Annotated in this window: 26 protein-coding genes, 1 tRNA gene and 1 pseudogene; 15 read left to right on the forward strand and 13 right to left on the reverse strand. The window is 63.3% G+C overall.

All coding sequences use genetic code 11. From position 1 onward, the window contains the following. Positions 1–4 precede the first annotated feature (4 nt). Positions 5–1,354, forward strand: a complete 1,350-nt coding sequence (locus G6N82_RS10955; RefSeq protein ID WP_241255261.1) for an aldehyde dehydrogenase family protein — start codon at positions 5–7, stop codon at positions 1,352–1,354. A gap of 37 nt (positions 1,355–1,391) precedes the next feature. On the opposite strand, the gene G6N82_RS10960 is transcribed toward G6N82_RS10955, so the two are convergent. Next, entirely contained in the window at positions 1,392–1,805 is a 414-nt protein-coding gene (locus G6N82_RS10960) for a hypothetical protein (RefSeq protein WP_165196425.1), read from the reverse strand. Positions 1,806–1,866: 61 nt separating this feature from the next. Next, on the reverse strand, positions 1,867–2,295 hold the full coding sequence (locus G6N82_RS10965) for a MarR family transcriptional regulator (protein ID WP_165196427.1): 429 nt from the start codon (positions 2,293–2,295) through the stop codon (positions 1,867–1,869). 83 nt (positions 2,296–2,378) lie between these two features. Here G6N82_RS10965 and G6N82_RS10970 point away from each other — a divergent pair, with 83 nt between their 5' ends. Next, positions 2,379–2,969, forward strand: a complete 591-nt coding sequence (locus G6N82_RS10970; RefSeq protein ID WP_165196429.1) for an FAD-dependent monooxygenase — start codon at positions 2,379–2,381, stop codon at positions 2,967–2,969. Beyond that, positions 2,950–3,690 (forward strand): FAD-dependent monooxygenase, encoded by a 741-nt coding sequence (locus tag G6N82_RS15210; protein WP_165196431.1) that lies wholly within the window; start codon positions 2,950–2,952, stop codon positions 3,688–3,690. Before G6N82_RS10970 ends, G6N82_RS15210 begins: the two co-directional genes overlap by 20 nt. Before the next feature lie 757 nt (positions 3,691–4,447). Here G6N82_RS15210 and G6N82_RS10980 read toward each other — a convergent pair. Further along, positions 4,448–5,617, reverse strand: coding sequence for a site-specific integrase (locus G6N82_RS10980; RefSeq protein WP_165196433.1), 1,170 nt, complete (start codon positions 5,615–5,617; stop codon positions 4,448–4,450). A gap of 166 nt (positions 5,618–5,783) precedes the next feature. Next, positions 5,784–5,874: transfer RNA gene (locus G6N82_RS10985), tRNA-Ser, on the reverse strand. 236 nt (positions 5,875–6,110) lie between these two features. Between G6N82_RS10985 and G6N82_RS10990 the strand changes: the two genes are divergently transcribed. Continuing rightward, positions 6,111–6,944: a DUF1134 domain-containing protein gene (locus tag G6N82_RS10990; RefSeq protein ID WP_165196435.1), complete on the forward strand. Its 834-nt coding sequence runs from the start codon at positions 6,111–6,113 to the stop codon at positions 6,942–6,944. 96 nt (positions 6,945–7,040) lie between these two features. Further along, positions 7,041–8,217 (forward strand): annotated as a pseudogene (locus tag G6N82_RS10995) (aromatic amino acid transaminase). Positions 8,218–8,605: 388 nt separating this feature from the next. Here G6N82_RS10995 and G6N82_RS11000 read toward each other — a convergent pair. Then, positions 8,606–9,448, reverse strand: a complete 843-nt coding sequence (locus G6N82_RS11000; protein ID WP_165196437.1) for an ABC transporter six-transmembrane domain-containing protein — start codon at positions 9,446–9,448, stop codon at positions 8,606–8,608. A 122-nt stretch (positions 9,449–9,570) separates the two neighbouring features. Between G6N82_RS11000 and G6N82_RS11005 the strand changes: the two genes are divergently transcribed. After that, positions 9,571–10,005 carry a putative quinol monooxygenase gene (locus G6N82_RS11005; protein WP_241255080.1) on the forward strand — a complete coding sequence of 145 codons (435 nt, stop codon included), beginning with the start codon at positions 9,571–9,573 and terminating at the stop codon, positions 10,003–10,005. 202 nt (positions 10,006–10,207) lie between these two features. Beyond that, positions 10,208–10,678, forward strand: coding sequence for a hypothetical protein (locus G6N82_RS11010; protein WP_165196439.1), 471 nt, complete (start codon positions 10,208–10,210; stop codon positions 10,676–10,678). Between the two features lie 68 nt (positions 10,679–10,746). Here the strand turns inward: G6N82_RS11010 and G6N82_RS11015 are convergent, their stop codons facing one another. From G6N82_RS11015 to G6N82_RS11040, 6 genes are all read right to left on the reverse strand, one after another. After that, positions 10,747–11,364: a riboflavin synthase gene (locus G6N82_RS11015; RefSeq protein ID WP_165196441.1), complete on the reverse strand. Its 618-nt coding sequence runs from the start codon at positions 11,362–11,364 to the stop codon at positions 10,747–10,749. Beyond that, positions 11,349–12,314: a bifunctional diaminohydroxyphosphoribosylaminopyrimidine deaminase/5-amino-6-(5-phosphoribosylamino)uracil reductase RibD gene (gene ribD, locus G6N82_RS11020; protein ID WP_165196443.1), complete on the reverse strand. Its 966-nt coding sequence runs from the start codon at positions 12,312–12,314 to the stop codon at positions 11,349–11,351. Before ribD ends, G6N82_RS11015 begins: the two co-directional genes overlap by 16 nt. A gap of 27 nt (positions 12,315–12,341) precedes the next feature. Next, positions 12,342–12,815, reverse strand: a complete 474-nt coding sequence (locus G6N82_RS11025) for a hypothetical protein (RefSeq protein WP_165196445.1) — start codon at positions 12,813–12,815, stop codon at positions 12,342–12,344. A gap of 68 nt (positions 12,816–12,883) precedes the next feature. Continuing rightward, positions 12,884–13,606, reverse strand: a complete 723-nt coding sequence (locus G6N82_RS11030; RefSeq protein ID WP_165196447.1) for a SprT family zinc-dependent metalloprotease — start codon at positions 13,604–13,606, stop codon at positions 12,884–12,886. Then, a complete protein-coding gene (locus G6N82_RS11035; RefSeq protein WP_165196449.1) occupies positions 13,603–14,046 on the reverse strand; it encodes a YcgN family cysteine cluster protein in 444 nt (147 codons plus the stop codon). The genes G6N82_RS11030 and G6N82_RS11035 overlap by 4 nt, the downstream gene beginning before the upstream one ends. Beyond that, positions 14,034–14,651, reverse strand: coding sequence for an SCO family protein (locus G6N82_RS11040; RefSeq protein WP_165196451.1), 618 nt, complete (start codon positions 14,649–14,651; stop codon positions 14,034–14,036). Before G6N82_RS11040 ends, G6N82_RS11035 begins: the two co-directional genes overlap by 13 nt. A gap of 70 nt (positions 14,652–14,721) precedes the next feature. Here G6N82_RS11040 and G6N82_RS11045 point away from each other — a divergent pair, with 70 nt between their 5' ends. From G6N82_RS11045 to G6N82_RS11075, 7 genes are all read left to right on the forward strand, one after another. Further along, on the forward strand, positions 14,722–15,351 hold the full coding sequence (locus tag G6N82_RS11045) for an ankyrin repeat domain-containing protein (RefSeq protein ID WP_346773731.1): 630 nt from the start codon (positions 14,722–14,724) through the stop codon (positions 15,349–15,351). Position 15,352: 1 nt separating this feature from the next. After that, on the forward strand, positions 15,353–16,012 hold the full coding sequence (locus G6N82_RS11050; protein ID WP_165196453.1) for a COQ9 family protein: 660 nt from the start codon (positions 15,353–15,355) through the stop codon (positions 16,010–16,012). A gap of 99 nt (positions 16,013–16,111) precedes the next feature. Beyond that, positions 16,112–16,363 (forward strand): FeoA family protein, encoded by a 252-nt coding sequence (locus G6N82_RS11055; protein WP_165196455.1) that lies wholly within the window; start codon positions 16,112–16,114, stop codon positions 16,361–16,363. Continuing rightward, positions 16,360–18,216, forward strand: coding sequence for a ferrous iron transporter B (locus G6N82_RS11060; RefSeq protein WP_165196457.1), 1,857 nt, complete (start codon positions 16,360–16,362; stop codon positions 18,214–18,216). Before G6N82_RS11055 ends, G6N82_RS11060 begins: the two co-directional genes overlap by 4 nt. A gap of 15 nt (positions 18,217–18,231) precedes the next feature. After that, positions 18,232–18,750 carry a single-stranded DNA-binding protein gene (gene ssb, locus G6N82_RS11065; protein ID WP_165196459.1) on the forward strand — a complete coding sequence of 173 codons (519 nt, stop codon included), beginning with the start codon at positions 18,232–18,234 and terminating at the stop codon, positions 18,748–18,750. Between the two features lie 50 nt (positions 18,751–18,800). Further along, the gene (locus G6N82_RS11070) at positions 18,801–19,907 is read left to right on the forward strand and encodes a TonB family protein (protein WP_165196461.1); all 1,107 of its coding nucleotides are present in this window, start codon (positions 18,801–18,803) and stop codon (positions 19,905–19,907) included. A 126-nt stretch (positions 19,908–20,033) separates the two neighbouring features. Then, positions 20,034–20,810, forward strand: a complete 777-nt coding sequence (locus G6N82_RS11075) for a hypothetical protein (protein ID WP_165196463.1) — start codon at positions 20,034–20,036, stop codon at positions 20,808–20,810. A gap of 45 nt (positions 20,811–20,855) precedes the next feature. Here G6N82_RS11075 and G6N82_RS11080 read toward each other — a convergent pair whose 3' ends face one another. Both G6N82_RS11080 and G6N82_RS11085 read right to left on the reverse strand, forming a co-directional pair. Next, complete coding sequence (locus G6N82_RS11080; RefSeq protein ID WP_165196465.1) at positions 20,856–21,395, reverse strand: DUF177 domain-containing protein; 540 nt, start codon at positions 21,393–21,395, stop codon at positions 20,856–20,858. After that, on the reverse strand, positions 21,392–21,922 hold the full coding sequence (locus G6N82_RS11085) for a ubiquinol-cytochrome C chaperone family protein (protein ID WP_165196467.1): 531 nt from the start codon (positions 21,920–21,922) through the stop codon (positions 21,392–21,394). Before G6N82_RS11085 ends, G6N82_RS11080 begins: the two co-directional genes overlap by 4 nt. Positions 21,923–22,103: 181 nt before the next feature. Between G6N82_RS11085 and bamE the strand changes: the two genes are divergently transcribed. Next, positions 22,104–22,571, forward strand: a complete 468-nt coding sequence (bamE, locus tag G6N82_RS11090) for an outer membrane protein assembly factor BamE (RefSeq protein WP_165196469.1) — start codon at positions 22,104–22,106, stop codon at positions 22,569–22,571. Positions 22,572–22,593: the final 22 nt, after the last annotated feature.

Genomic DNA, 22,593 nt, shown 5'->3' on the forward strand with positions numbered 1-22,593 from the left:
CTCGCTGGAAGTCCGCAATCCGGCAACCGGCGCTGTCATTGCAGCTGTGCCTGACGCCAGCGAAGCTGAATTGAATGCAGCCGTGGCGGCAGCCCGCAAAGCTTGCACAGCCTGGCGGCATACTCCGTGGGAGGAACGCGCCGCGATTGTCAGCAGAATTGGCGATACCATTGCCCTGAACGCGGCAGAGCTTTCAGCCATGCTCACCTGTGAACAGGGCAAACCCACCGACCAGGCCATAACCGAGATCATGACCGCAGCGCACTGGCTCCGTTCGACCGCGACACTCACACTGCCCGACCGCGCAACTGAGACGGCCCCCGGGCGCAAGCACATCACCCGCTATGTTCCGATCGGCGTGGTTGCGGCGATCTCGCCCTGGAACTTCCCGGTCGCGCTTTCGGCCTTCAAGATCGCGCCGGCTCTGCTGGCTGGCAATACCATGGTGCTGAAGCCTTCGCCGTTCACGCCGATGACCGTGCTGCGCGTTGGCGAACTGGTGCGCGACTTCGTGCCTGCAGGCGTGCTCAACATCATTACTGGCGGCGATGCATTGGGGCCGCTGATGACCGCGCACCCTGGCTTTGACAAGATCAGCTTCACCGGCTCCACCGCGACCGGAAAGCGCGTCATGGCCGCTGCTGCGTCGAGTCTGAAGCGTCTGACCCTGGAACTCGGCGGCAACGACGCCGCCATCATTATGCCTGATGTCTCGATCGAAGAGACCGCACAAAAGGTCTTCCGCTCGGCCTTCGCAAACAGCGGGCAGATCTGCATTGCGACCAAGCGTGCCTATGTTCACGACGCGATCTACGATGAGTTTCGCGATGCCCTTGCCCGGCTGATTGTTTCCGCGAAGGTGGGCGATGGCAGCGAGCCCGGCAGCACCCATGGTCCAATCCAGAACCGGCCGCAGTTCGATCGGCTTAGCGATCTCGTGGCGGACTGCCTGGCGAACGGCTACGCGATGATTCAGGGCGAGTCACCTACCGGAACAGGCTATTTCCTGCCGCTGACCCTCGTCGACAATCCCCCGCAGGAAAGCCGGATCGTTCAGGAGGAGCAGTTCGGTCCGATCCTTCCCTTGATCCGGTTCAGTGAAGTCGATGACGTCATCGCCAAGGTCAACGACAGCGACATGGGGTTGGCCGGAACGATCTGGTCGCGGGACATCGAGGCGGCTCTAAAACTGGCCGACCGGATGGAGATCGGCAACGTGTGGATCAACGAGGCACTTGCGCTCAGTCCCTTTGCGGCCTTCGCTGGCCATAAGCAATCCGGCCTAGGGGTTGAGAGCGGTATCGAGGGGCTGATGGCCTATACCGAACCCAAGACTTACTTCGTTGGTGGGTAGGCCGCTGACCCAGCTGTGTTCAGGATCTTTTCAGAGATCAGAGGAGCCTCCACCAGTAGTACAGCAGCCCCGCCGAAAGCAGCCCGTGGATCGCGGCTGAAGCGTGTGCCGCCTTTTTGCCCGGTGCCTTGTCGCCTTGCGAATTGGCAGCAAGGCTTGCCGCGAACAGCAGTCGGTTCACGGTGGCAAGTCCCATGTACAGCGCCATGGTCAGGAGTACCGGTTTCAGCACGGCGGGCTCGGTTGCATCGAATGTCATAAGAGCCAGCATGCCAAGCGAGGTCAGGCCAGCGCCTGCCACTCGCGCTGCCACCAGAGCGTCGGGGCCTGGCGTGGCGTTGGGCAGGAATACTTTTCGAAGCGTGGATATTGGCGCCAGAAGTAGGCCAAGGCCCATCAGAAGCTCGAAGATGGCGGATAGCAGAAGCAGGTAGGAATGGCTGTCCGGCATTAGTAGCTCCTATGAATGTTAACTCGTAGCATCGCAAAGCCAGTACCCTGGGGATACTGGATCAGTTTCTGCCCACCATTCGTTCGAGAAGCGCGACAAGAGTAGCGCGGTCGTTCTCTGGCCATGCCTGGAAATGCCTCTCGAGCATCTTGCGCCTGACATTGCCCACCTTGCGGATCAGCGCCTTACCGGCATCACTAGGCACAAGGTGACGCATCCGGGCATCGCTGGAACTGGGCACCCTCCTAACAAGGCCAAGCTCTTCGAGCTTGCTTGCCTGGCGGCTCACAGTCGAATGATCCCGGCCGATCAGGTTGGCCAGAGCAACCGTGCTGATTTCACCAGCCGCACTGATCCGGGACAACAGCGGAAACAGGGCCCGATCGAGCTTTATTCCGGAATCAGCGAGCAATCGCGCATCGAGATCCGAACGATTGACCAGATCGGCGAGTGCCAGAACGGCGGCGTGTAACCTGTCAGTCCAGTGCATGATCCGTGCATAACGCACATAGTTATTGCATGCAAATGCGAATGGCAATATGCGTGCATTATGCACGTTAATGAAGATGGCCGATGACTGAGGTCCTGATCGCGGGCGCAGGTCCCACTGGCATCGTGCTGGGGATCGAATTGTTGCGGCGGGGCATTGCAATCCGGTTGGTCGATGCGGCGAGCGGTCCGTTCGCGGGATCGCGCGGCAAGGGCGTGCAACCGCGTACGCTCGAAATCCTCGACCTCATTGGCGTTGCCGACGCCATGGTGGCTTCAAGCAGGCTGTATCCCCGCTTCAAACTCCATGCGGGCCCGCTCAGCTTGCCGCTGTTCTCGATTGGCAGCAACCACACGGCAACGGTCGATCGGCCCTATCCCAACATGCTGATGATCCCGCAGTGGCGGACCAACGAGATTCTGCTCACCCGTTTCACCGAACTTGGCGGCAGGGTTGAGTTTGATTCAGCGCTCGTCAGCCTCACCCAGTCCGATCAGGGTATCGCCGCGGGTCTTGCGACCGGCGAGACGGTCAAGGCCGACTACATCGTGGGCTGTGACGGTGGACGCAGCACCGTGCGCAAGCTCCTTGGGCTAGAGCTGCTTGGCAAATCGCTTGACGACAAGACGATGATTGTCGCCGATCTAGATATCGATGGGCCGCTTCGATCGTGACTTCTGGCATGTCTGGCCGCTCAATCGCGTTGGGCCTGCACTGCTGTGCCCGCTACCAGGGACCAATCTGTTCCAGCTGGCATGGTCCAACCGGATCGCGGAGGCAGGTCTGGAGGCAGGCGTTCTGCGTGCCACTGGCCAGCACGTGAAGCGCATCGCATGGCAATCCAAATACCGCCACCAGGCTCGCATGGTCGATCGCTACCGCGTCGGCCGGGCGTTCCTGGCAGGCGATGCCGCCCATATCCATCCACCTTCGGGCGCCCAAGGGCTCAACACCAGCGCGCAGGATGCCTGGAACCTCGGCTGGAAGCTGGCCGCGGCGATCAGGACTGGCGATGACGGACTGCTTGACACCTACCAGCAAGAGCGTTTGCCGATTGCGGCGGCCATGCTCAACCTTACCGGAACGCTACACTTCAAAGGCTCGTTCAAGCGGGGCGAGCTCACCAATCACCTCTCGCTTGGCTACGGTAACAGCCCATTGAATGAAGGCGAGGCAGACGATGGAATTGCACCGGGCGACCGGATTGCCGACCGCCTGTTGCCCGATGGCTCGCGGCTATTCGACCACCTGCGCCACACTGGCGCAACCCAGCTGATCCGCCGCAACGCGCCGCACATCCTGATCCGCCCCGATGCCTACGTAGCCGAGATCGGGCGGCGCGAGGTAAACAGCTATTTCGGCGAGGCGGTTCGCAAGGTCGAGATAGATTGTTGAGATTACGACTATCGACATTCCTTGTGTCGAACATCGGCGGCAGCACATTCAATGAACGGATGTCTGCTTCTGACGAAACTGCGACAGCCCCGGAGCGTTGGGAATTTGGTCGAAGCATGTACCTTCAAACGCCACGCGGCTGCATCCTTCATTGAAACACTCCTCATTCATTTGGTGCAAGAAGCGGGCGTGATCCGGGGCTCCCAGAGCAGTTGGTTCGCAGGCACACCGTACCCCGCGATTTCGGGAAGTATCTATCTGAAAGTCCTGCTCAACCTAGTTTTGCGCACTTTCAACCCGCCAGCGAGTTGAGCTGGTTTGTGCCGATCCGCTAGCAACCCTCATTCCGTTATGTACCTGAATTAAAATCCGAAAGCGGTACCCGACGGAGAGTTGCTCACGACTTGCTTTGATGATGACCATTCGCAAGGTGAACCAGGTTCCATCGGCCAGGCAAGGAACCTGATTCATGGCCTGTCACGATGAGCTTCAGACATTCGTACCGCTTCCCGTCGCCACTAGGTGAGGCGGTAGGCAGCTGACTGACGCGAGAGCGTCAACATCTTTGTTCGCGACCTGATCGTCGCACCATGGCAGTGCGACAATGAGGTCGCGGACAGACCAGTTGGCCGCGATCCAGCCTGGCAGGGAATTTTCATTCCGCTGCGCTCGATGCCATCCTGTCGAGCCGTGGGATGGTAGACTGAGGCAGTGCACCCACGATGCCTACAGGCGACGGCTGGAGCGGTATGGCTTATCAGATTGATCCGCTCCAGGGCTGACGATTGGCACAGAACGTCGCCCAATCGGCCATCATATCGCGTCGCTTGTCGAGATAGTTGGTGCGCCGATAGGCGGCCTCGACCTTGTTGGCGATGGTGTGCGCGAGGGCCGCTTCCGCGACCTCGCCGGGGTAACTGGTCTGCTCCGCCGACCAGTCCCGAAAGGCCGAACGGAAGCCGTGCACGGTGTAGGGGAGTTCGGCGTAACGCAGAATCTTGAGCAGGGTCATGTCGGACAGCGGACGGCGTACAGCGCGTCCCGGGAAGAGGAGGTTGCTGCATGGTGCGTGATACTGCCTCGCGCGCTCCAGGACATCGATCGCGGCAGCGGAAAGGGGAACAACATGTTCCTTGCCGATCTTCATTCTGGAGGCCGGAATGGTCCACAGTCTGGCCTCCAAATCGACCTCGTTCCACGTGGCACCGCGTACCTCGCCTGACCTTGTCGCTGTCAGGATCAGGAACTCCAATGCCAGTCTTGGGGCGCTCAGCCGGGCATGCAGGTGGGTCATGAATGAGGGCACTGCCTCAAAGGGCATCGCCGCGAAGTGACCGTCCTTCTTGGGCTGCCTTGGCAGCACGCGAGAGACCGAACGCATCGGTGCCTCGGTGGGGCGCATGCCGCTGGCATAGGCCCAGTCGAGCACCACGCCGATCCGCTGCTTGACCCGCCTGGCGGTCTCAGGCTTCGTCAGCCAGATCGGCAGCAGCACCTCGCGGATCAGCGGGCCTTCGATGTCGTTGACCAGGCGATTGCCCAACAATGGGAAGGCATAGTTCTCCAGCGTGGTGATCCACTGGTCCTGGTGCTTGCCGTTCTTCCAGCTTGCCTTCTGTTCGGCATGGACCCGCAGGGCTGCTGCCTTGAAGGTCAGGATCTCGAGCTTGCGCCGCTTGCGCTCCGCCACCGGATCGATCCCGCGCTGGATGTCGCGGCGCAGTTCGTAGGCCGCATCGCGGGCTTCCTTCAAGGACACCAGCGCCAGCGAACCCAAGCCGATATCGCGCCGCCTGCCGTTCACAGTAGCGCGGAGCTGCCAGTTGCCTTTGTTCGGTCCCGTCAGTTCCAGATACAAGCCGTCGCCATCACTGTAGCGCCCAGGTTCCTTGAGGTTTCGAATCTGCAGTGGCGTGAGCCGGCCCATGACCATCCATCCTGTTCCGCCCCCCACAATCTCCCCCACACTTCAAGTTGGATTTGGGGAGATCATGAAGAACAATATAAGAACATTGAAGGCGCGATCAAGGCAGAAAAACCGCAGAAATCTGCGTCTTTCCGGGATCAATCGGGCTTTCCTGGGATGATGTAGATGGCGGAGACGGAGGGATTCGAACCCTCGGTACCCAGTTCGAGTACGGTTCCTTAGCAGGGAACTGGTTTCAGCCACTCACCCACGTCTCCGCAAGAAACACGCGATTTGGGCGCGCATCCCCGGCTGCAAGAGGCGCGCTATAATAGCGCCCGTTCAAGGCTTCAACCCGTCCTGACAAAAAAGCGACATGCGCTCGCTTCGCCTGCCGGGGGACTCGACTCACCGCAATTTCGATTCGGTTCACCGCCGCGCAATTGTCGCCGCGTCAGCATGGGATTCTGATGCAGCGCGAGAGGGCCCGCCACGGGCCCGGGAAGTATACACCATGACGAAACAGCTTTCGACCTTCATCCGCCAACTCGGCCTTGCCATGGCCGGATCGCTGGTGCTGGCCACCAGCCCGATTGCCGCACAGGAGCTGCAGGCGATCGACCCCGATAGCGCGTTTGACGAGCCGGCAGCGCCCGCCACGCCAGTTACGCCGCCGATCGATGGCGACCTTGCGCCGCAGCCGGAAGCGGCCGCGCCCGCTGACACCACCGGCAACGATCTCGTCGCCTTCGGCTCGGAGGAGGCACAAACGGCCGATCCGCAGGCGGCCACCACCGCTACCGGCGAACAGGCCCCCGCCGCCGACCCGGCAGCATCCGACAAACCGACCTTCGCCGGCAGCGAAACGACCTATGGCGAGGACGATCTGATCGGCGCGGCCGAAGGCGTGTTCGGCAAGGGCGCGGAAGGCCTTGCCAAGATGATCGAGAACCTGCTGCGCGATCAGGGCGAACCCAATGCCTATATCGTCGGGCGCGAGGCGGGCGGCGCCTTCGTGGTCGGAGCCCGCTATGGCTCGGGCACGCTCTATCACAAGGTCGAGGGCAAGATGCCAGTCTACTGGACCGGCCCGTCGATCGGCTTCGATGCCGGGGCCAACGCGGCCAACACCTTTGTGCTGGTCTATAATCTTTACGATACCGAGGAGCTGTACGAGCGCTTCCCGGCGGGCGAGGGCCAGGCCTATCTGGTCGGCGGTCTGAACGCGAGCTACATGCGTAAGGGCGATATCGTGCTGATCCCGATCCGCGTGGGTGCCGGCCTCAGGCTCGGGATCAATGCGGGCTACATGAAGTTTTCCAAGAAACAGCGCTGGCTGCCCTTCTGATCCGTGCCCGCGCGCAATCACGTATAAGTATGCATTGATGCCGGAATAGGGAATTCCCTGTTGCGGCACCCTGCATCTCGTTGCATGGCGCCGGGCATGCTCGAACGACTCACACCGCAAGCCCCGGACGCGCTGCTCGCGCTGATCAAGCTCTACGCCGCTGACCCGCGCACCGACAAGGTTGACCTGGGCGTGGGCGTCTATCGCACCGGGCAGGGCGATACGCCTGTGTTCGCCGCCGTGAAGAAGGCGGAGCAGATCCTGGTCGATACGCAGGACAGCAAGTCCTACCTCGGGCCGGAAGGCGACATGGGCTTCGTCAACGCGCTGATGCCCTATATCTTCGGCACTGACGCAACGATGGGCGGCCGGATCAGCGGGATGCAGACCCCCGGCGGCACCGGTGCGGTGCGGCTGGCGGTGGCGCTGGCGCAGCGGGCCGGGGTTGAGCAGCTTTATCTGGGCAAGCCGAGTTGGCCCAACCATGCGCAGATCCTCAGCGACATCTCGCTGGAAACCCGCTGGTTCGATCATGCCCGCGCCGATGGCACCGCCAATCTCGAAGCGGTGCTGGAAAGCGATCGCGAATGCCGGGCCCAATGCTGCGGTGCTGCTGCATGGCGCCTGCCACAATCCCACCGGGATCGACTACACCGCCGAACAGTGGGACGCGATTGCCGATGCCTTTGCGGCAGGCGGCGCTTTCCCGATCATCGACCTCGCCTATCAGGGGCTCGGCCACGGGATGGAAGAAGACGCCTATGGCCTGCGCCGCGTGCTGGCGGCAGTGCCCGAGGCGTTCATCGCCTATAGCTGTGACAAGAATTTCGGGGTCTACCGTGACCGCGTGGGCGCGTTTTACGCAATGACACGGGAGGCTGACGATCTGGACACCGTCTTCTCCAACGCCAACGCGCTGGCGCGCGCGGCCTGGTCGATGCCGCCCGACCATGGCGGCGCGGTGGCGCGGATCGTGCTGCGCGATCCCGACCTTACCGACATGTGGCTCGACGAGCTGGCGCAAATGCGCATGCGGATGCGGCAAGTGCGCGAGAAACTGGGCGCGGCCGGCATGGCGGGCAGTGTCGACCTAGCCCCGCTGGCGCACCAGAACGGGCTGTTCTCGACGCTGCCGGTGACGCCGGAGCAGGTCAAGCAGCTGCGCGAAGAGCACGCGATCTACATGGCGGGTTCCGGCCGGATCAACATCGCCGGGCTGACCATGGGCAATATCGACAAGTTCATCGCGGCGGTTGCCGTCGTCACCGGCTGAGGCAGTTCGCGCAGCGGATTGGCGGCCACGACGTCCGATCCGATGGAACACATGGAACACGGTCCAAGGGCAAAAACCGCCGTTCTGTGACTCTGGCGGTCAAAACTGTGACTCTAAGGGCTGAAGTGTGACTTTGGCGGCGCCGGGTGTGACCCTTGCGCGCTAAAGTGTGACTCTGCGCGGGCGCAAAGTGTGACCTTGGCGATTCACAGGTGGAACGCGGCGGGCGCGGGCACTGCTCGTGGCGAGGAAGGCTGGACGGAGAGAAAGAGCCCTGGCGGATTAGCCGGTTCGTGCGATGTAGGAAATGTCCGAGAATGGGTGGGGTGCTGAATGTCAGCTCTTGCGCGATTGCGTCAATTTTCGGACCAGCATCGAGAATTCGCAATTACGCGGTAGCTGATGCAAGGCGCCGATCCAGATCTCTAAGCTTGGCGGATTTCTGGATCAGGATCGGTGCCTGATCGAGGCTTTCGACAAAACGCCAAAGATATGAGAACATTGCGAAGACATCGCCCGCCTGTGGCTTTTCCTGAGCAGTGCCAACCTGCCAGAGGGCGACTACGAAGAGAACGATAACGAGCATTTCCATAAGGCCGAACGCGGTGGCTTCGGCATCTGAAAGCTTGATCCTCCAGCCAGCCAATGCCTCGAAGTGACGGCGGACCGAGTTTTCATCGCCATTCGAGAGCAGCCTGACCTCGTTCTCGAGCCGGTTATTGAGGCCTTGGTTCAAAATGCCGGACCTGCGTCCGAACCACCCGCCAACAAGAAGCAATGGAACGCCAAGCGCTAGGCAGGCAAAAGCGAGCAGTGGATTCAGGAACACAAGCGCCGACAACGAAACGGTCAAGGCTATGACGGCATAGAGGACCCTAGGCACGTCTTCTTCTAGAAAGACCGTGTATTCGCGTGAAAGCGCAACGCGGGCGGCAACCCGTGCAGGCTCAAGCCCATCAGCGCGAGACCGGGCAACGACACTTGCAGCGAGGGCGCCATAGATTCTCGTGAACACGCGGGTATCGTATCGCTTGGACGCAACCGTCAGCATTAGCTGCGCGGTGTGGCAGCCCACGAGCCACAGCACCGCTACGTACTCCCCGGTCAGCACACCGTTGATGGCAAAGCCAGTAGCCAAAGGATAGAGCAAGGCGGCAATCATGCCGCTGGCTGTAAGACAATAAGCAGTGAAAAGGCGTCCACGATGGACGCGCGCAAGTTCGAGTAACATGGTAAGTCTCGATGATCAGATATGGAGAGGTCGCGCGGATAAGCGCGCGCGTTCAGTCGCTTGTTTGCGCCGCTACGCGGTGAACACTGACCTGATCATTTTGACCTCGGAACCAAATTCCAATGGCTGCTGCGCTTACTCGAATTCGTACGGACGAGCAATGCGATTTCGATTGGCCTAATTTAAGCAGGCAATGGCTGCTTTCAGGTATGCAGACCATTCTTTCCATTGGCCGGCTGCCGCTATACCTAGGCTTTATGCTGCTGATCGTCGGAACCGTTCGTCTGCCTGCCGAAAACATGGAAGCGGCTCGGCCCTTCATGAAGCGAATGGCTGACGCAAGTCGAGCCGAAGAAGGCTGCGTTGAATATACCTACGCGGAGGACGTGTTCGACCCCGGGCTTATCCATGTAAAAGAATTATGGGTCGATCAGCCGGCACTTGATCGCCATTTCGCGACCCAGCATCTCGCCGACTGGCGACAGGCTTGGCCAAGCCTGAGTATCGGCGAACGAAATCTGCGCGTCTATGAGGTTGGTGAACCGCGCCCGACGTAACTTTGGGCCGCTTTCAAGCATGCGTCATAAGTTCCTGAGCGGCCGCTTTGGGGTCGTGAACAGGCGTGGTGCCTTTCCTCCCAACGGCTCCCTTTTGCCAACTACCCGACAGAGTGCTATCTCGCTCCACAGGGCCGCTTGCGTGATCGCAAGGCCCGAGTCTCGCCTTGGCCAACGGTCACTACCAAGGGAGACGGAAAGCATGAAAAAGAGTGTAATCGGCGCTGCGATCGCGGCGTCCATGATGCTGGGCACACCGGCGCTGGCGCAGAGTTTCAACTACGATGTCACGTGGGAGCCGGTCGAGCCCTATGGCGGTTTGACCAGCCCGGACGGGCCGCAGTATCGTGGGGGCGCGGTCAAGGGCACCTATGTCTCGACCGATAACGATGGCACAGTCGCCAACGGCACAGTCAAGTGCGTCGGCACGCGGCAGCCGCCGGGCGTCTTTGCGATTCACCTCGCTTGCACCGCGCAGGACCAGCAGGGAACCTATTCGCTGGCCTATGGCTGCAACTGGATCGGCAAGCCGGGGCCGGAAACGCCGCTCGGCTGCGTCGGCGCCATGGAAGCGACCGATGGCCAGTTCAAAGGCACGCGGGGCGGCCTGACGATGTACTGGTATTCGGATGAAAAATCCGTCGGCACGGGGCAATGGTACGTCGCGCCATAGGGCGCTTGCCATAAAGCCGACGTTTACCGGTCGCGGAACGCAGGTTTCGCGGCCGGTTTCGTTTCGGGCTAGCCCGCCAGCGCCTGCATCCGCTTGAGATAGCGGGCGAGCACGTCGATCTCGAGATTGACCTTGTCGCCCGGCCGCAGCGCGCCCAGCGTCGTCACTTCGCCGGTGTGCGGGATGATGTTGAGCATGAAGGTGCAGGCGCCGTCGGCCTCGTCGCGCAGATCATTAACCGTCAGCGACACGCCCTGGACGGTGATCGATCCCTTGGGGGCGATGAAGGGCGCGAGGCTGGCAGGCGCGCGGATATCGACCCGCCAGCTGTCGCCCGACGGTTCGGCCAGCATGACTTCGCCCACCGCATCGACATGCCCGGTGACGATGTGCCCGCCCAGCTCGTCGCCCATGCGCAGGCTCGGCTCGATATTCAACCGCGCGCTTTCAGCCCACATGCCCGGCACGGTGCGTGACACGGTTTCGCCCGAAACGTCGACATCGAACCAGGCCGCGTCCTTCGCTCCGCCGCGATCGACCACGGTCAGGCACACGCCCGAACAGGCGATCGACGCGCCGATGTCGATCCGCGCGGGATCGAGCGGGGCCGCGATGCGCAGCCGCAGATCGCCGCGCTGCTCAGCCTGCGCGATGGTGCCGATGGCGGTGACTATGCCGGTGAACATTGTGCCTCCTGTTCGCTGGGGCGCTGATAGGCGGTGAACGTGTCGCTGCCAAGCTGGCGCTGTTGGGTGATGCGCCAGCCGCTGGCGGGGTCGGCTGGCAAGAGGGCCGCCGGGGCCTTCACCCCAGCGCCCACGGTGACGGGCGCAGTGTAGATGTGCAGCTCGTCGACCAGCCCGGCATCGAGGAAGGCCTGCGCGGTGGCCGCGCCGCCTTCGACATAGAGATATTGCACCTCGGTGAGCTGCGCGATGTCCTGCGGCGCGGCGATCGCTGCGGTGCCGACAGGCGCTGCGCCGCGGGTGAGGACGTAGCGGGCGGGTGAACGGTCCTCGATCCCCGGCAACCGCACATCGAGCCGCGGTGCGTCATGGCGCCAGGTGCCGCCGCCGACCAGGATCGCGTCCTGCCGCGCGCGCTGGGCATGGACATGCGCGCGGGCGGCCGCGCCGGTGATCCACTGGTCCTGCCCCGGGGCGCGGGCGATGAAACCGTCCGCCGAGATGGCCAGCTTGAGCGTGACATAGGGGCGATGGCGGGTCTCGCGGGTCAGGAAGCCGGCAAGGCTCGTGCGCGCTGCGGCATCATCGAGCACCGTCACAGCGATCCCCGCCGCTTGGAGCCGGGCGATGCCTTTGCCGCAGGTGCGCGGGTCGGGGTCCTGCACTCCGATCACCACCCGCGCTGGCTTCGCTTCGGCCAGCACATCGGCGCAGGCGGGGCCGCGCGCAGACCGGTGTGCGCAGGGTTCCAGCGTGACGTAGATCGTTGCTCCCCGGGCGCCGCCGACAGGCAGTCGCGCCAGTGCATGCGCTTCGGCATGGGGCCTGCCGCCCGCTTGCGTCCACCCGCGCGCCTGCACGATGCCGTCCTGCAGGATCACGCAGCCAACAGCGGGGTTGGGGCGGCTTAGCGGGCGGGCGCGGGCGGCGATCTGCGCTGCCGCGGCCATCCATCGCGCGTCGTGACCCAATGTGGCTCAGTCCGTCCCGCGTTCGGCGGCATCCGCTGCGCCGGGCACGACGCGGGTCTCCAGCACTTCCTGTCGCTTCGCAGCGGCTGCCGCTTCCTCGTGCGCGCGTTCCTCCGCCGCCTGCCTTTCCATCGCCTCGACATCCATGCCGCTGGCAGCGCCCAGCGCGCGGTAAAGCTCGCGCTTGCGGGCTTCGACCGCCTCCAGTTCGGCGCGGCGGGCATCCTGCTTTTCCTGATTGGCGATGTTGGACGCCATGATCTCCTCGTCGCTGCGATCGGCGGCCAGGGTGGAGATGTAGGTCACTTTGGGGCGCTCGGGCTCGACCAGCGCGGTTTCCGATGTCGCCCAGGCCAGAATCAGCACCATCGGCAAGGTAGAGGCGATCAGGATCGGCCAGCGATAGGGCTGCGGCCTGCGGAAATACTCCCACAGATCGGCCACGCCGGGCCCGGGATTGTAGCGTTGAAGCCTGCTCATGCGCGCAACATAGGGCGTGGAGCGGGCGAGCGCCAGTGGCTGCGCGCCCGCGGCGATGGCGGCGCGGTTCAGCCGAAGCTGGTGTAAAGCGACCTGCCGTGCTGCTTCAGCCAGCGGTCCGCCGCGCCGATATCGCCTTCATAGATGTCGCCAAGCAGCGCATGGAAGGCGGGGCTGTGATCGAAATGGACCAGATGCGCCACTTCATGTGCGACGACCGATCGCCGCACGAAATCGGGCGCCTGCACCAGCCGCCAGTTGAGCCGGATGCGCTTGCGGTCCGAACAGCTGCCCCAGCGCCGCTGCGCACGCGAAATCGCCACCGGCACCGGTTCAAGCTGCGCCGTGCGGCAGTAATGGACTGCGTCCTCCTCGAACAGGGCCAGCGCCTCGCGCTCCAGCCAGCGTGCCAGCCGCTGCTCCAGCGCCTCGTGCGGTCCGCCGATGACGATCTGCCGATCGCTCAGTACCGGCCGGCGGGCGGCAGTCTCGCGCCATTCGATCCGCAGCTGTTCGCCGCGATAGGCGATCGTGCCGCCCGGCAGGGGGGCAGCGCGCACAGGCAGCTTGGCCATCTGCGCGGCGAGCCATTCCCGCCGTGCGTGGGCAAAGGCAATCGCTTCACGGCTGCGTGCCCATTGCGGCAGGGTGATCTGCACCGCCTGGCCATCGGCAGCCAGCCGCAGCGTCAGCCGCCGCGCGCGGGCATGGCGCTTGAGCACGATCGGAACGGTGCGCCCGCCCAGTTCGATCTCGGGCTCGAGCATTTCCTTGCGCAGCCAGTCGATCATGGCGTGCCCCAATCGACGATGTGATGTTCCAGCGGGCCGGCCTTGGTCTCGCTCACCACGCGCCCGGACACTGAAATGCCCGCGCGCTTCACTGCCTCCGGGTCACCCGAAATGAGGTAATGCCATTCGGGCAGCGGCTCGCCATCAGCGCGCAAGCGATAGGCGCAGGTCGCGGGCAGCCAGTTGACATGCTGGACGATATTGTAGGTCAGCCGCAAGCAATCGGGCACGAAGGCCTTGCGGTTGCGATAATCGGTGCAGCGCGCGGTGCTGGTGTCGAGCAGCTTGCAGGCGACATTGGTATCGACGATTTCGCCGGTATCCGCGTCTTCGATCTTGTGCAGGCAGCAGCGCCCGCAGCCATCGCACAGCGCCTCCCACTCCGCCCGGGTCAGATCGCCCAGCGGCAGGGTCCAGAAACTGTCCCTCAGCTCACCCATTTCGCCAGTTCTGCTGCCACGGCATCGGCGCCCTGGTCGGTCGGCAGGGTGGCGATCGGTGCGCCATCGGGGCCGAACAGATAGACGATGGCCGAATGATCGACGAGGTATCCGCCGCCCGGCGTGTCTTCGCCGCGCGAATAGAACACGCGGAAATTGTCTGCGGCCTGCTTGACCTGTTCGGGCGTACCGGTGAGGCCGATCAGCTTGTCGGAAAAGGCGGCAGTGAATTCGCCCACCACTTGCGGCGTGTCGCGCTCGGGATCGACCGAGATGAAGATCGGGGCGATCTGCGCCGCCAGTTCAGGCTCGGCCTTGGCGAATGCGTTATAGCCCTGCATCATCCGCTGGACGTCAGTCGGGCAGATGTCCGGGCAATAGGTGAAGCCGAAATAGACCATGCGGTATTTGCCCGCAAAATCGTCCCAACGCACCGTTTCACCAGCGGAATCGGTCAGTTCGAACGGCCCGCCGATGCTGGCCCCGGCCAGCGGCGCTTCGGCCTGCGGCGTGGCATCCTGGCATGCGGCAAGCGCCAGCGCACTGGCGGCAAGCGGAACCCAGCGCAAGTTACGGAATTTCTCAAGCATGGTGTCTCGGTTCATGGTCTGCTAACCGGCTATAGTGAACAGCCCGCGATGTAGGGTGTGACAGGGTTTTTGAAAGGATGACAGCGTGACGCATGCCGTTATGCGCAGGATTGCAATGGTTTTCGCCTTGTTTGGAGCGTTGGGCGCGCTCACGGCGAGCCCAGCGTCCGCGCAGATGTTTTCGGAAGGCTATGAATTCCTCAAGGCCGTGAAAGATCGCGATGGCGATGCCGTGACCGAGGCGCTCAACCAGCCGGGCACCACGATCGTCAACACCCGTGACCTCACCAGCGGCGAAACCGCGCTGCATATCGTGACCGAGCGGCGCGATGCGATCTGGATCCGCTTCCTCACCTCGCGCGGGGCCAATCCCAATATTCGCGACAAGAAGGGCGTCTATCCGATCCAGCTGGCGGTGACGCTGGGCTATCTTGAAGGCGTGGAAGCGCTGATCAAGGCGGGCGCCCAGATCGAAGTGACCAACAATGCCGGGGAAACGCCGCTGATTGCCGCCGTGCATCGGCGCGACGCTGCGCTGATCCGCTTGCTGCTCGAAAAGGGCGCCAACCCCGATCGCTCGGACAATTCCGGCCGCACCGCGCGCGATTATGCTTCGCTGATGACCGGAAACAGCACGATCCTGGCCGAATTCGAGCGGGCCGATACCGCACGCAAGGAAAAGGGCGCATCGGGCAGCTATGGGCCGGGCGCCTGACATGGCCGATCTTGCCGACATGACGCTGGACGAGCTGCGGCTGGCACTGGCCCCCGAAGTCGCCGCCTCGGCGATCTTCGACGGGTGGAGCGATGCGGCACTGCTGCATGCTGCCGATATGGCCGGTGCCGATCCCGATGTCGTTCGGCTCGCCTATCCGGGCGGCGCGATGGACATGATCGAAGCCTGGATCGACACGATCGACGCGCAGATGGCCGAGGCACTGCCCGCTGAAAAGCTCGCCACGATGAAAATCCGCGAGCGGATCCGCGCGCTGGTGCAGTTTCGGCTGGATGCAGTGGAAGGGCTGGAGGAAGCCGTCCGCCGCGCAATGGCGGTTATGGCGCAGCCGCAGAACGCCGCGCGCGGACTGAAGATCGGCTGGCGCAGCGCGGACAAGATGTGGCGGCTCGCAGGCGACACCGCGACCGATTACAACCATTACACCAAGCGGGCGATCCTGGCCGGGATCTACAGCGCTACGCTGGCCGTCTTCATCGATGATGAGAGCGAGGGCAAGCAGGCGACTCGTGCCTTCCTCGATCGCCGGATCGACGGGGTAATGAAGTTCGAGAAGTTCAAGGCGAGGTTCACGGTCGGCGAGCGGGAAGGGTTCAGCGTCACGCGCTTCCTTGGCCGGTTGCGTTACCCTTCACACTGAACGAGTTAGCTGCTCCTAAAGCGTCGATTTTTGAGGCGCGCGCGTTATGTCTATTGAGAATCGGTTGCAATTAGCTGCGCGGTCTGGCAGCGCGGCGGCATGACGCTTGACCAGCTTCCGCACGGTGCCCACGCCCGTATTACAAGTGTGGCATGGGAGACGCTCGCTCCCGAAGAGGCGCTGCGTTTGCGCGCGTTGGGTATCGACGAAGGAGCCGAGGTGTCGATCGCGCATCGAGGCGTCTTTGGCGGGGCCGACCCGCTGGCGATCACGCTGGGGCGGATGACGGTGGCGCTGCGCCGCGTGCATGCAGCGGCGATGCAGGTTTCACTGGAAGAGGTGGCGGAATGAACCCCGTCCGCACTGTGGCGCTGGTGGGCAATCCCAATGCCGGCAAGAGCGCGCTGTTCAATGCGCTGACCGGCGCGCGCCAGAAGATCGCCAACTATCCGGGCGTGACGGTGGAGCGCAAGGCCGGGCGGCTGGTGCTGCCCTCGGGCGAGCCGGCTGAACTGATCGACCTGCCGGGCAGCTATGGCCTGGCCGAAACCTCCAGCCCGGACGAGGAAGTGACCCGTAAGGTCGTGCTCGGCGAATTCGCGGGCGAAGCGCAACCTGACGTGATCGTGGTGGTGCTCGACGCGGCCAATCTCGAACAGCATCTGGTGTTCGCGCAGGAAGTGATCGCTTTGGGCCGCCCAACGGTGGTCGCGCTCAACATGATCGACCTGGCCGAACGCGACGGATTGGTGATCGATCCCGAGGCGCTGGGCCATGCGCTGGGCGTGCCGGTGGTGCCGACAGTGGCGGTGCGGCGGCGCGGGCTTGACCAGCTTGCCGCAGCCATCGGCGAAGCGAAGGTCACCGCGCCCGGGCATGAGGATGAACGCCGGATCGGGCACCTGTCGCTGCCCGAGCGGCGGCTGGCGGCGCGCAACATTGCCCGCGCCGCAATCATTTCCGAAAGCTCCGCGCACCGGCTCAACAGCCGGCTTGACCGGGTTTTGCTCCATCCGTGGATCGGGCCGGTCATCCTTTTCGGCCTGCTATTCGTGATCTTCCAGGCAGTGTTCGCCTGGGCCACGCCCTTTGCCGACGCGCTCGATGCGGGCGCGGGCGCGCTGGGCGACATCGTGCGGGCGAACTTTGCCGAGAGCTTCCTGCGGGACCTCGTCACCGAAGGCGTGATCGCCGGGGTCGGCTCGGTGGTGGTGTTCCTGCCGCAGATCGTGATCCTGTTCTTCTTCATCCTTGTGATGGAGGCGTCGGGTTACATGGCGCGTGCCGCCTTCCTGATGGACCGGCTGATGGCCGGCGTGGGCCTCTCTGGCCGCAGCTTCATCCCGCTGCTCTCCAGCTTTGCCTGTGCCATTCCCGGCATCATGGCGACGCGCAGCATTGCCGATCCGAAGGACCGGCTGACCACGATCCTGATCGCCCCGCTGATGACCTGTTCGGCGCGGCTGCCGGTCTATCTGGTGATCATCGGTGCGGTGATTCCCGATACAAGGGTAGCCCCGTTCATCGGGCTGCAGGGGCTGGTGCTGTTCGGGCTCTATGTCGCTGGCATCCTCGGCGCGATGGCGGCGGCGCTGCTGCTGCGGCGCACCGTGACCAAGGGCAAGGCGAGCGGCTTCATCATGGAACTGCCGCGTTACCAGTGGCCGATCCTGAAGGACCTGCTGATCGGATTGTGGCAGCGCGCCTTCGTGTTCCTGCGCCGCGCGGGCACGATCATCTTTGCCGCCACCGTGGTGCTGTGGCTGCTGCTGACCTTCCCCAAGGCCGATCCGGGCGAAAGCCAGGTCGATGCCAGCTTCGCCGGGCAGATCGCCACCGCGATGCATCCCGCGTTCGAGCCGATCGGCTTCAACCGCGAGATGACGCTGGCGCTGGTGCCAGCGATGGCCGCGCGCGAAGTGGCGGTCTCCTCGCTGGCGACGACCTATGCGGTCGATTCGGAGAGCGAGGACCAGACGCTGGAGGCGCTGCGCGGCAAGGTTGCCGAGCTGTGGGGCCTGCCCACCGCGCTGGCGTTCCTGGCGTGGTTCGTGTTCGCGCCGCAGTGCATTTCCACGATCGCTGTCGCCCGGCGCGAGACAAACGGGTGGAAATGGCCCGCCTTCATGGTTGGGTATTTGTTCGCGCTCGCTTACACCTTCGCGGGAATCACTTACTGGGGCGCGGTAGCGCTGGGATTGTAGCGAAGGAAAGAACACATGGCCGGGTCACTCAACAAGGTAATGCTCATCGGGAACCTGGGGGCCGATCCGGAAATCCGCAGCTTCCAGAACGGCGGCAAGGTCGCCAATCTGCGCATCGCCACCAGCGAGACGTGGAAGGACAAGAACACCGGCGAGCGGCAGGAACGGACCGAGTGGCACAACGTCGCGATCTTCTCTGAAGGTCTGGTCGGCGTGGTCGAGCGTTTTCTGAAGAAGGGCAGCAAGGTCTATATCGAGGGCCAGCTGCAGACCCGCAAATGGCAGGACCAGAACGGGCAGGACCGTTACACCACCGAAGTGGTGATCCGCGGCATGAATGGCACGCTGACCATGCTTGACGGCGCGAGCGGCGGCGGTGGTGGCGGTGGCGGCTATGGCGGCGGCCAGCGTTCGGGCGGAGGTTATGGCGGTGGCGGCCAGTCGAGCGGCGGCTTCGGCGGCGGCGGGCAGGGCGGCTCGTCGGGCGGCGGCGGCTCCAATTACGACGATCTCGACGACGATATTCCTTTCTGATCAAAAACATGCATAACCGGCGAACTCAACCTCTTCGGGAGTAGCCTGTCTTGTTCGAAATCCTGGTCGCAATTGCTGCTGCGGGCGATGTTCCCCTTCGACCGCCGATCTCAACCAGCCCCAACGGCGTTCAGTACGAGCAGCAATTCGTCGCTTGGGTCCCGGGTGAGCTAAACTGTGACGGCGCAGCGCAACCTGCGCCGCTCGTACTGCACCGGCCGATGGGCGTGCTCGCCTGGCGAACCCAGTCCGATGTTGCGCCGGTTACGCTGAGTTTCACGCTCGATGACACCGGACGGCCGCTGTCGATTGCCCTGACTGAAGGCAACCAGCGCAACGCCCCGGTGCCAGACCTGATGCCCTCACTCGCTGCGAGCCGGTTCAAGTCTGTTGGCGCCCCGGTCAAGTGTTCGCTCACCTACACCCATCAAGCGGCCTCGCTCGCCGATGCTCCCTTGAGCGAATTGCTGCGGCGCGACGGCTATACCGCCACCCGCCAATGGCCCAGGGAGCTGCGCGAGCGGGTCGCCACGGGTGATTGCCGGTCATCGCCCCGGCCCTTGCCGCTGATGCGGGTCTATCCCGATTTTCGCGCGGTTGCCGAAGAAGCCGGCACGCGCGGCTGGCTGACGCTCAGCTATGACATCGATCCCGCCGGAGTGCCGGAGAACCTGCGGATCGTTGCCAGTTCGGGCAATGCCGGGCTGGAACAGGAAGCGATGGCAGCGATCGCCAAGTCGCGCTTTCGCGATGGGCCGCGCACTGTATGCGTCGCGAGCTTTGGCAAGGGAGCGGAGATCATCGCCGCACCCGATGCGCCCGAAGAGGAAGATTTCGGCGCATCGCCCGCTGCCTGCGATGTCGACGATCGCTGGTCCGCGCCGCCGCGCCTCAGCTATCCGCCCGCCTACTTGCGGCGCGAAATCGAAGGCTGGGCGATCGTCCGCTATGATGTCGCGACCTGGGGTGAGATCGGCAATATCGAAGTGCTGGATTCGCAGCCGACCGAGGAATTCGGCAAATCCGCCTTCACCATGCTGCAAAGGGCCAAGTTCAAGCCGATGGAACAGGGTATCACCGGCTGCATCGATCGTGTGTTCTACCGCATGAAGCGCAATACCTCCGATGCGGAGGAGGGCGAAAGCGACGAAGGTTAAAGTCCGCTCAAGGCAACCGGCCTCGAAACGTTGGGCACTCGCTGTTCCGGCTCCTACTGTCGTCTTTGTAAACGCTTCGGATTGGTTATGATGCCGATTTGCGAATGAGCATTAAGGGGGGAAGCGGTGTTCCTTGAGCGATTTTGCGCGAAGTGGGATCGGTTGCCGGCCAGGCTGGCACGGCAGGACTGGCTGGCTGTCTTTGTCGAGCTTGTCGTTGTTGTTGCTGGTATCTTGATCGCGCTCGGTTTCGACCAATGGGCCGAAGAGCGAGCGGATCGACAACGAGAACGGCAATATCTTGCACGCCTGCACGACGATCTGGAGATTGAATTATCGGGCGTTATCGCTGCGGAAGGATGGGCAGCCGCACGCCTTGATGCGGTGGAGAAGCTGGATAGCCTGATCAAAACTCCCGAGCGCGCCCGCAATGACCCGGCAATGGTTCCATGGGCGATCGAAACTTCCACCTGGCGTTCGTTCCCGGCGGTAAGCGCTTTCGTCTACAGGGAGCTCCAAGATACTGGGCAGATGCGGCTGATCACTTCGTTCGAGCTGCGTCGGCAGCTGGCGGACCATTATGGGCAAATCGCCAATGATGCCCGTGTTGGGGAGGACCGTCTCGCAGAAGAGAGGTTCGACGCGGGTGCTGCCGGTTTGCTTTCAACTCAGGAATTGCTGGAATTCGAAGAGCTTGAGGGCGAGGTCCGCGAACTGAACGTTACACCGGACCGGGCGGAGGAATTGGCGCGTGCGCTTGCCGCGCGACCTGACGCAATCAGGGAAATTCCCAGTGTCGGCCAGCACCATCAGTTCAATCTTCGCGTATTGGGAGGAATGAAGGCGCGGATTGGCGAGCTTCAATCCTTGATCGAAAGCGAACAGAGGCGGCTTGGGGATTGAAACGGTCTCGGCCCGTCAGGCCAATCCGGCCTCAAGCTGCTTTCGCTATTCTTTTTTCAACGCGCGCAGCGCCTCGGCCAGCGGGCCTGATGGCGCCTGGTCCTCGTCACTGCTGATCCCTTCCCGATTGCGCGCCGCATCGGCATTGGGCCCTTCCGCATAGGGGTCGATCGCAAGGCCGAGCGATTGCGCCACCGCTTCGCCCAGGTCGAAGGCGTCGCCTCTGAATTCGATCTCGTCGAGATCGTCTGCGGCCAGTTCGATTTCGATCTCGTCATCTTCGGACAGGGCCTGGCTGATAGTGCCCTCAGCCACAAACCGCAGGACCAGCGGCTCTTTGATCGAGGTTTCGAATTCTTCGCCCGAGATGGCGCAAAGCTGCGTGATCGCCGCATTCAGCCTGCCGGTCGCGCGCACGGCCTTGCCGTCCTGTTCCAGGTCAAGGTCAGCCGACAAGGCACGGATTTCCGGCAGCCCGAACCGCTGCGCCAGCGCGGCGCGCTCGGCTTCGGTCGCCTCGATGTGCAACCGGTCACCCGGCAGCGGCCGGACCTTGATCATGCGCGAGAATTCAGGTGCGCTCATTGGGCGGCTTCAGGCAGGCCGAAGCTGGCGGCGAGCAAAGCCTCGCCATCCAGCGTGGCAAGATGGTTGTGCAGCGCCTGCAGCTTGCTGGCGACGCAGGCGGGCGATCCGCCCTCGGCGAAGCTGACATTGCGCTCCACCGCCGCGCCGAGCTTTTCAGAGTCGCCAGCGAGCAGCGCCGGGCGATAGGCACCCATGCGCCCGCCGAGCACGCTCATCAGCCGGCCGATATGCTTGCCCACCACTACGTCATTGATGCCGAATTCGCGCAGCTGGCCGTCCATATCCTCGACGAAGAATTCGCACAGCAGCGCGCTTTCGCGGTGCAGGTCGGCTGTTTCCAGCCGCACCGCCACCGTGCTGAGCACAGCGGTGATCATGTCGAACCGCCCGTCGACCTCGTCCGCGACCTTGCAGGCAGCATACCATGCGGGATCGCGGGCCAGTTCCACCACCTTGTGCCACAGCGGGCGCACGGCTTCGCGCGGATCAGGCTGGGTACCGAACAGCTTGGACAGGAATGACATGGCGTATTGCGCTCCGCATCGGCGGCGTTCAGCCGCAATTCAATCGAGTTTGCCCAGTGGCGGCAACACGCGGCGTTGCAAGCCGCGCGCCATCGCCCTAAGGCTCGTGGCCGACATATAGGAAGGGTTGCTGCGCGGGCAATGCGCGAGGCACCCGAAACAAAGAAGGTTTGCGTTTCGCATGGTTAGGACCAAAGCGTTCAAGATCGCACTGGTGGCTGCAATTGGATTGGGCCTGGCAGGCTGCAATTCGATCCGCGAATCGCGTGGCTATGTGACCGATGCCTTGCTGGTCGATGCGATCCAGCCCGGGCTCGACAACCAGCGTTCGGTCGAACAGACGCTGGGCCGGCCAAGCTTTGCCAGCCAATATGGCCAGCCGACCTGGTACTATGTGTCCAGCGTGACTGGCCGCCGCCCCTTTGTCCGTCCGCGCATTGAGCAGCATTCGGTCCTCGCGGTGCGCTTCGACGACGCCGGCAATGTGATTTCGGCCGAGCGCAGCGGGATCGACCAGGTTGCGTTCTTCTCGCCCGATGGTGACAAGACCCCGACCCTGGGCCGCGAGCGCAGTTTCTTCGAAGACCTGTTCGGGAATATCGGGCAGGTTGGCGCTCCCGGCGCGGGAGGCGGGCCGGGCGGTCCGTAGCTTGACCGCGCGCCGCCGCTCC

The organism is Altererythrobacter sp. BO-6 (assembly GCF_011047315.1).
Taxonomy (GTDB): domain Bacteria; phylum Pseudomonadota; class Alphaproteobacteria; order Sphingomonadales; family Sphingomonadaceae; genus Erythrobacter.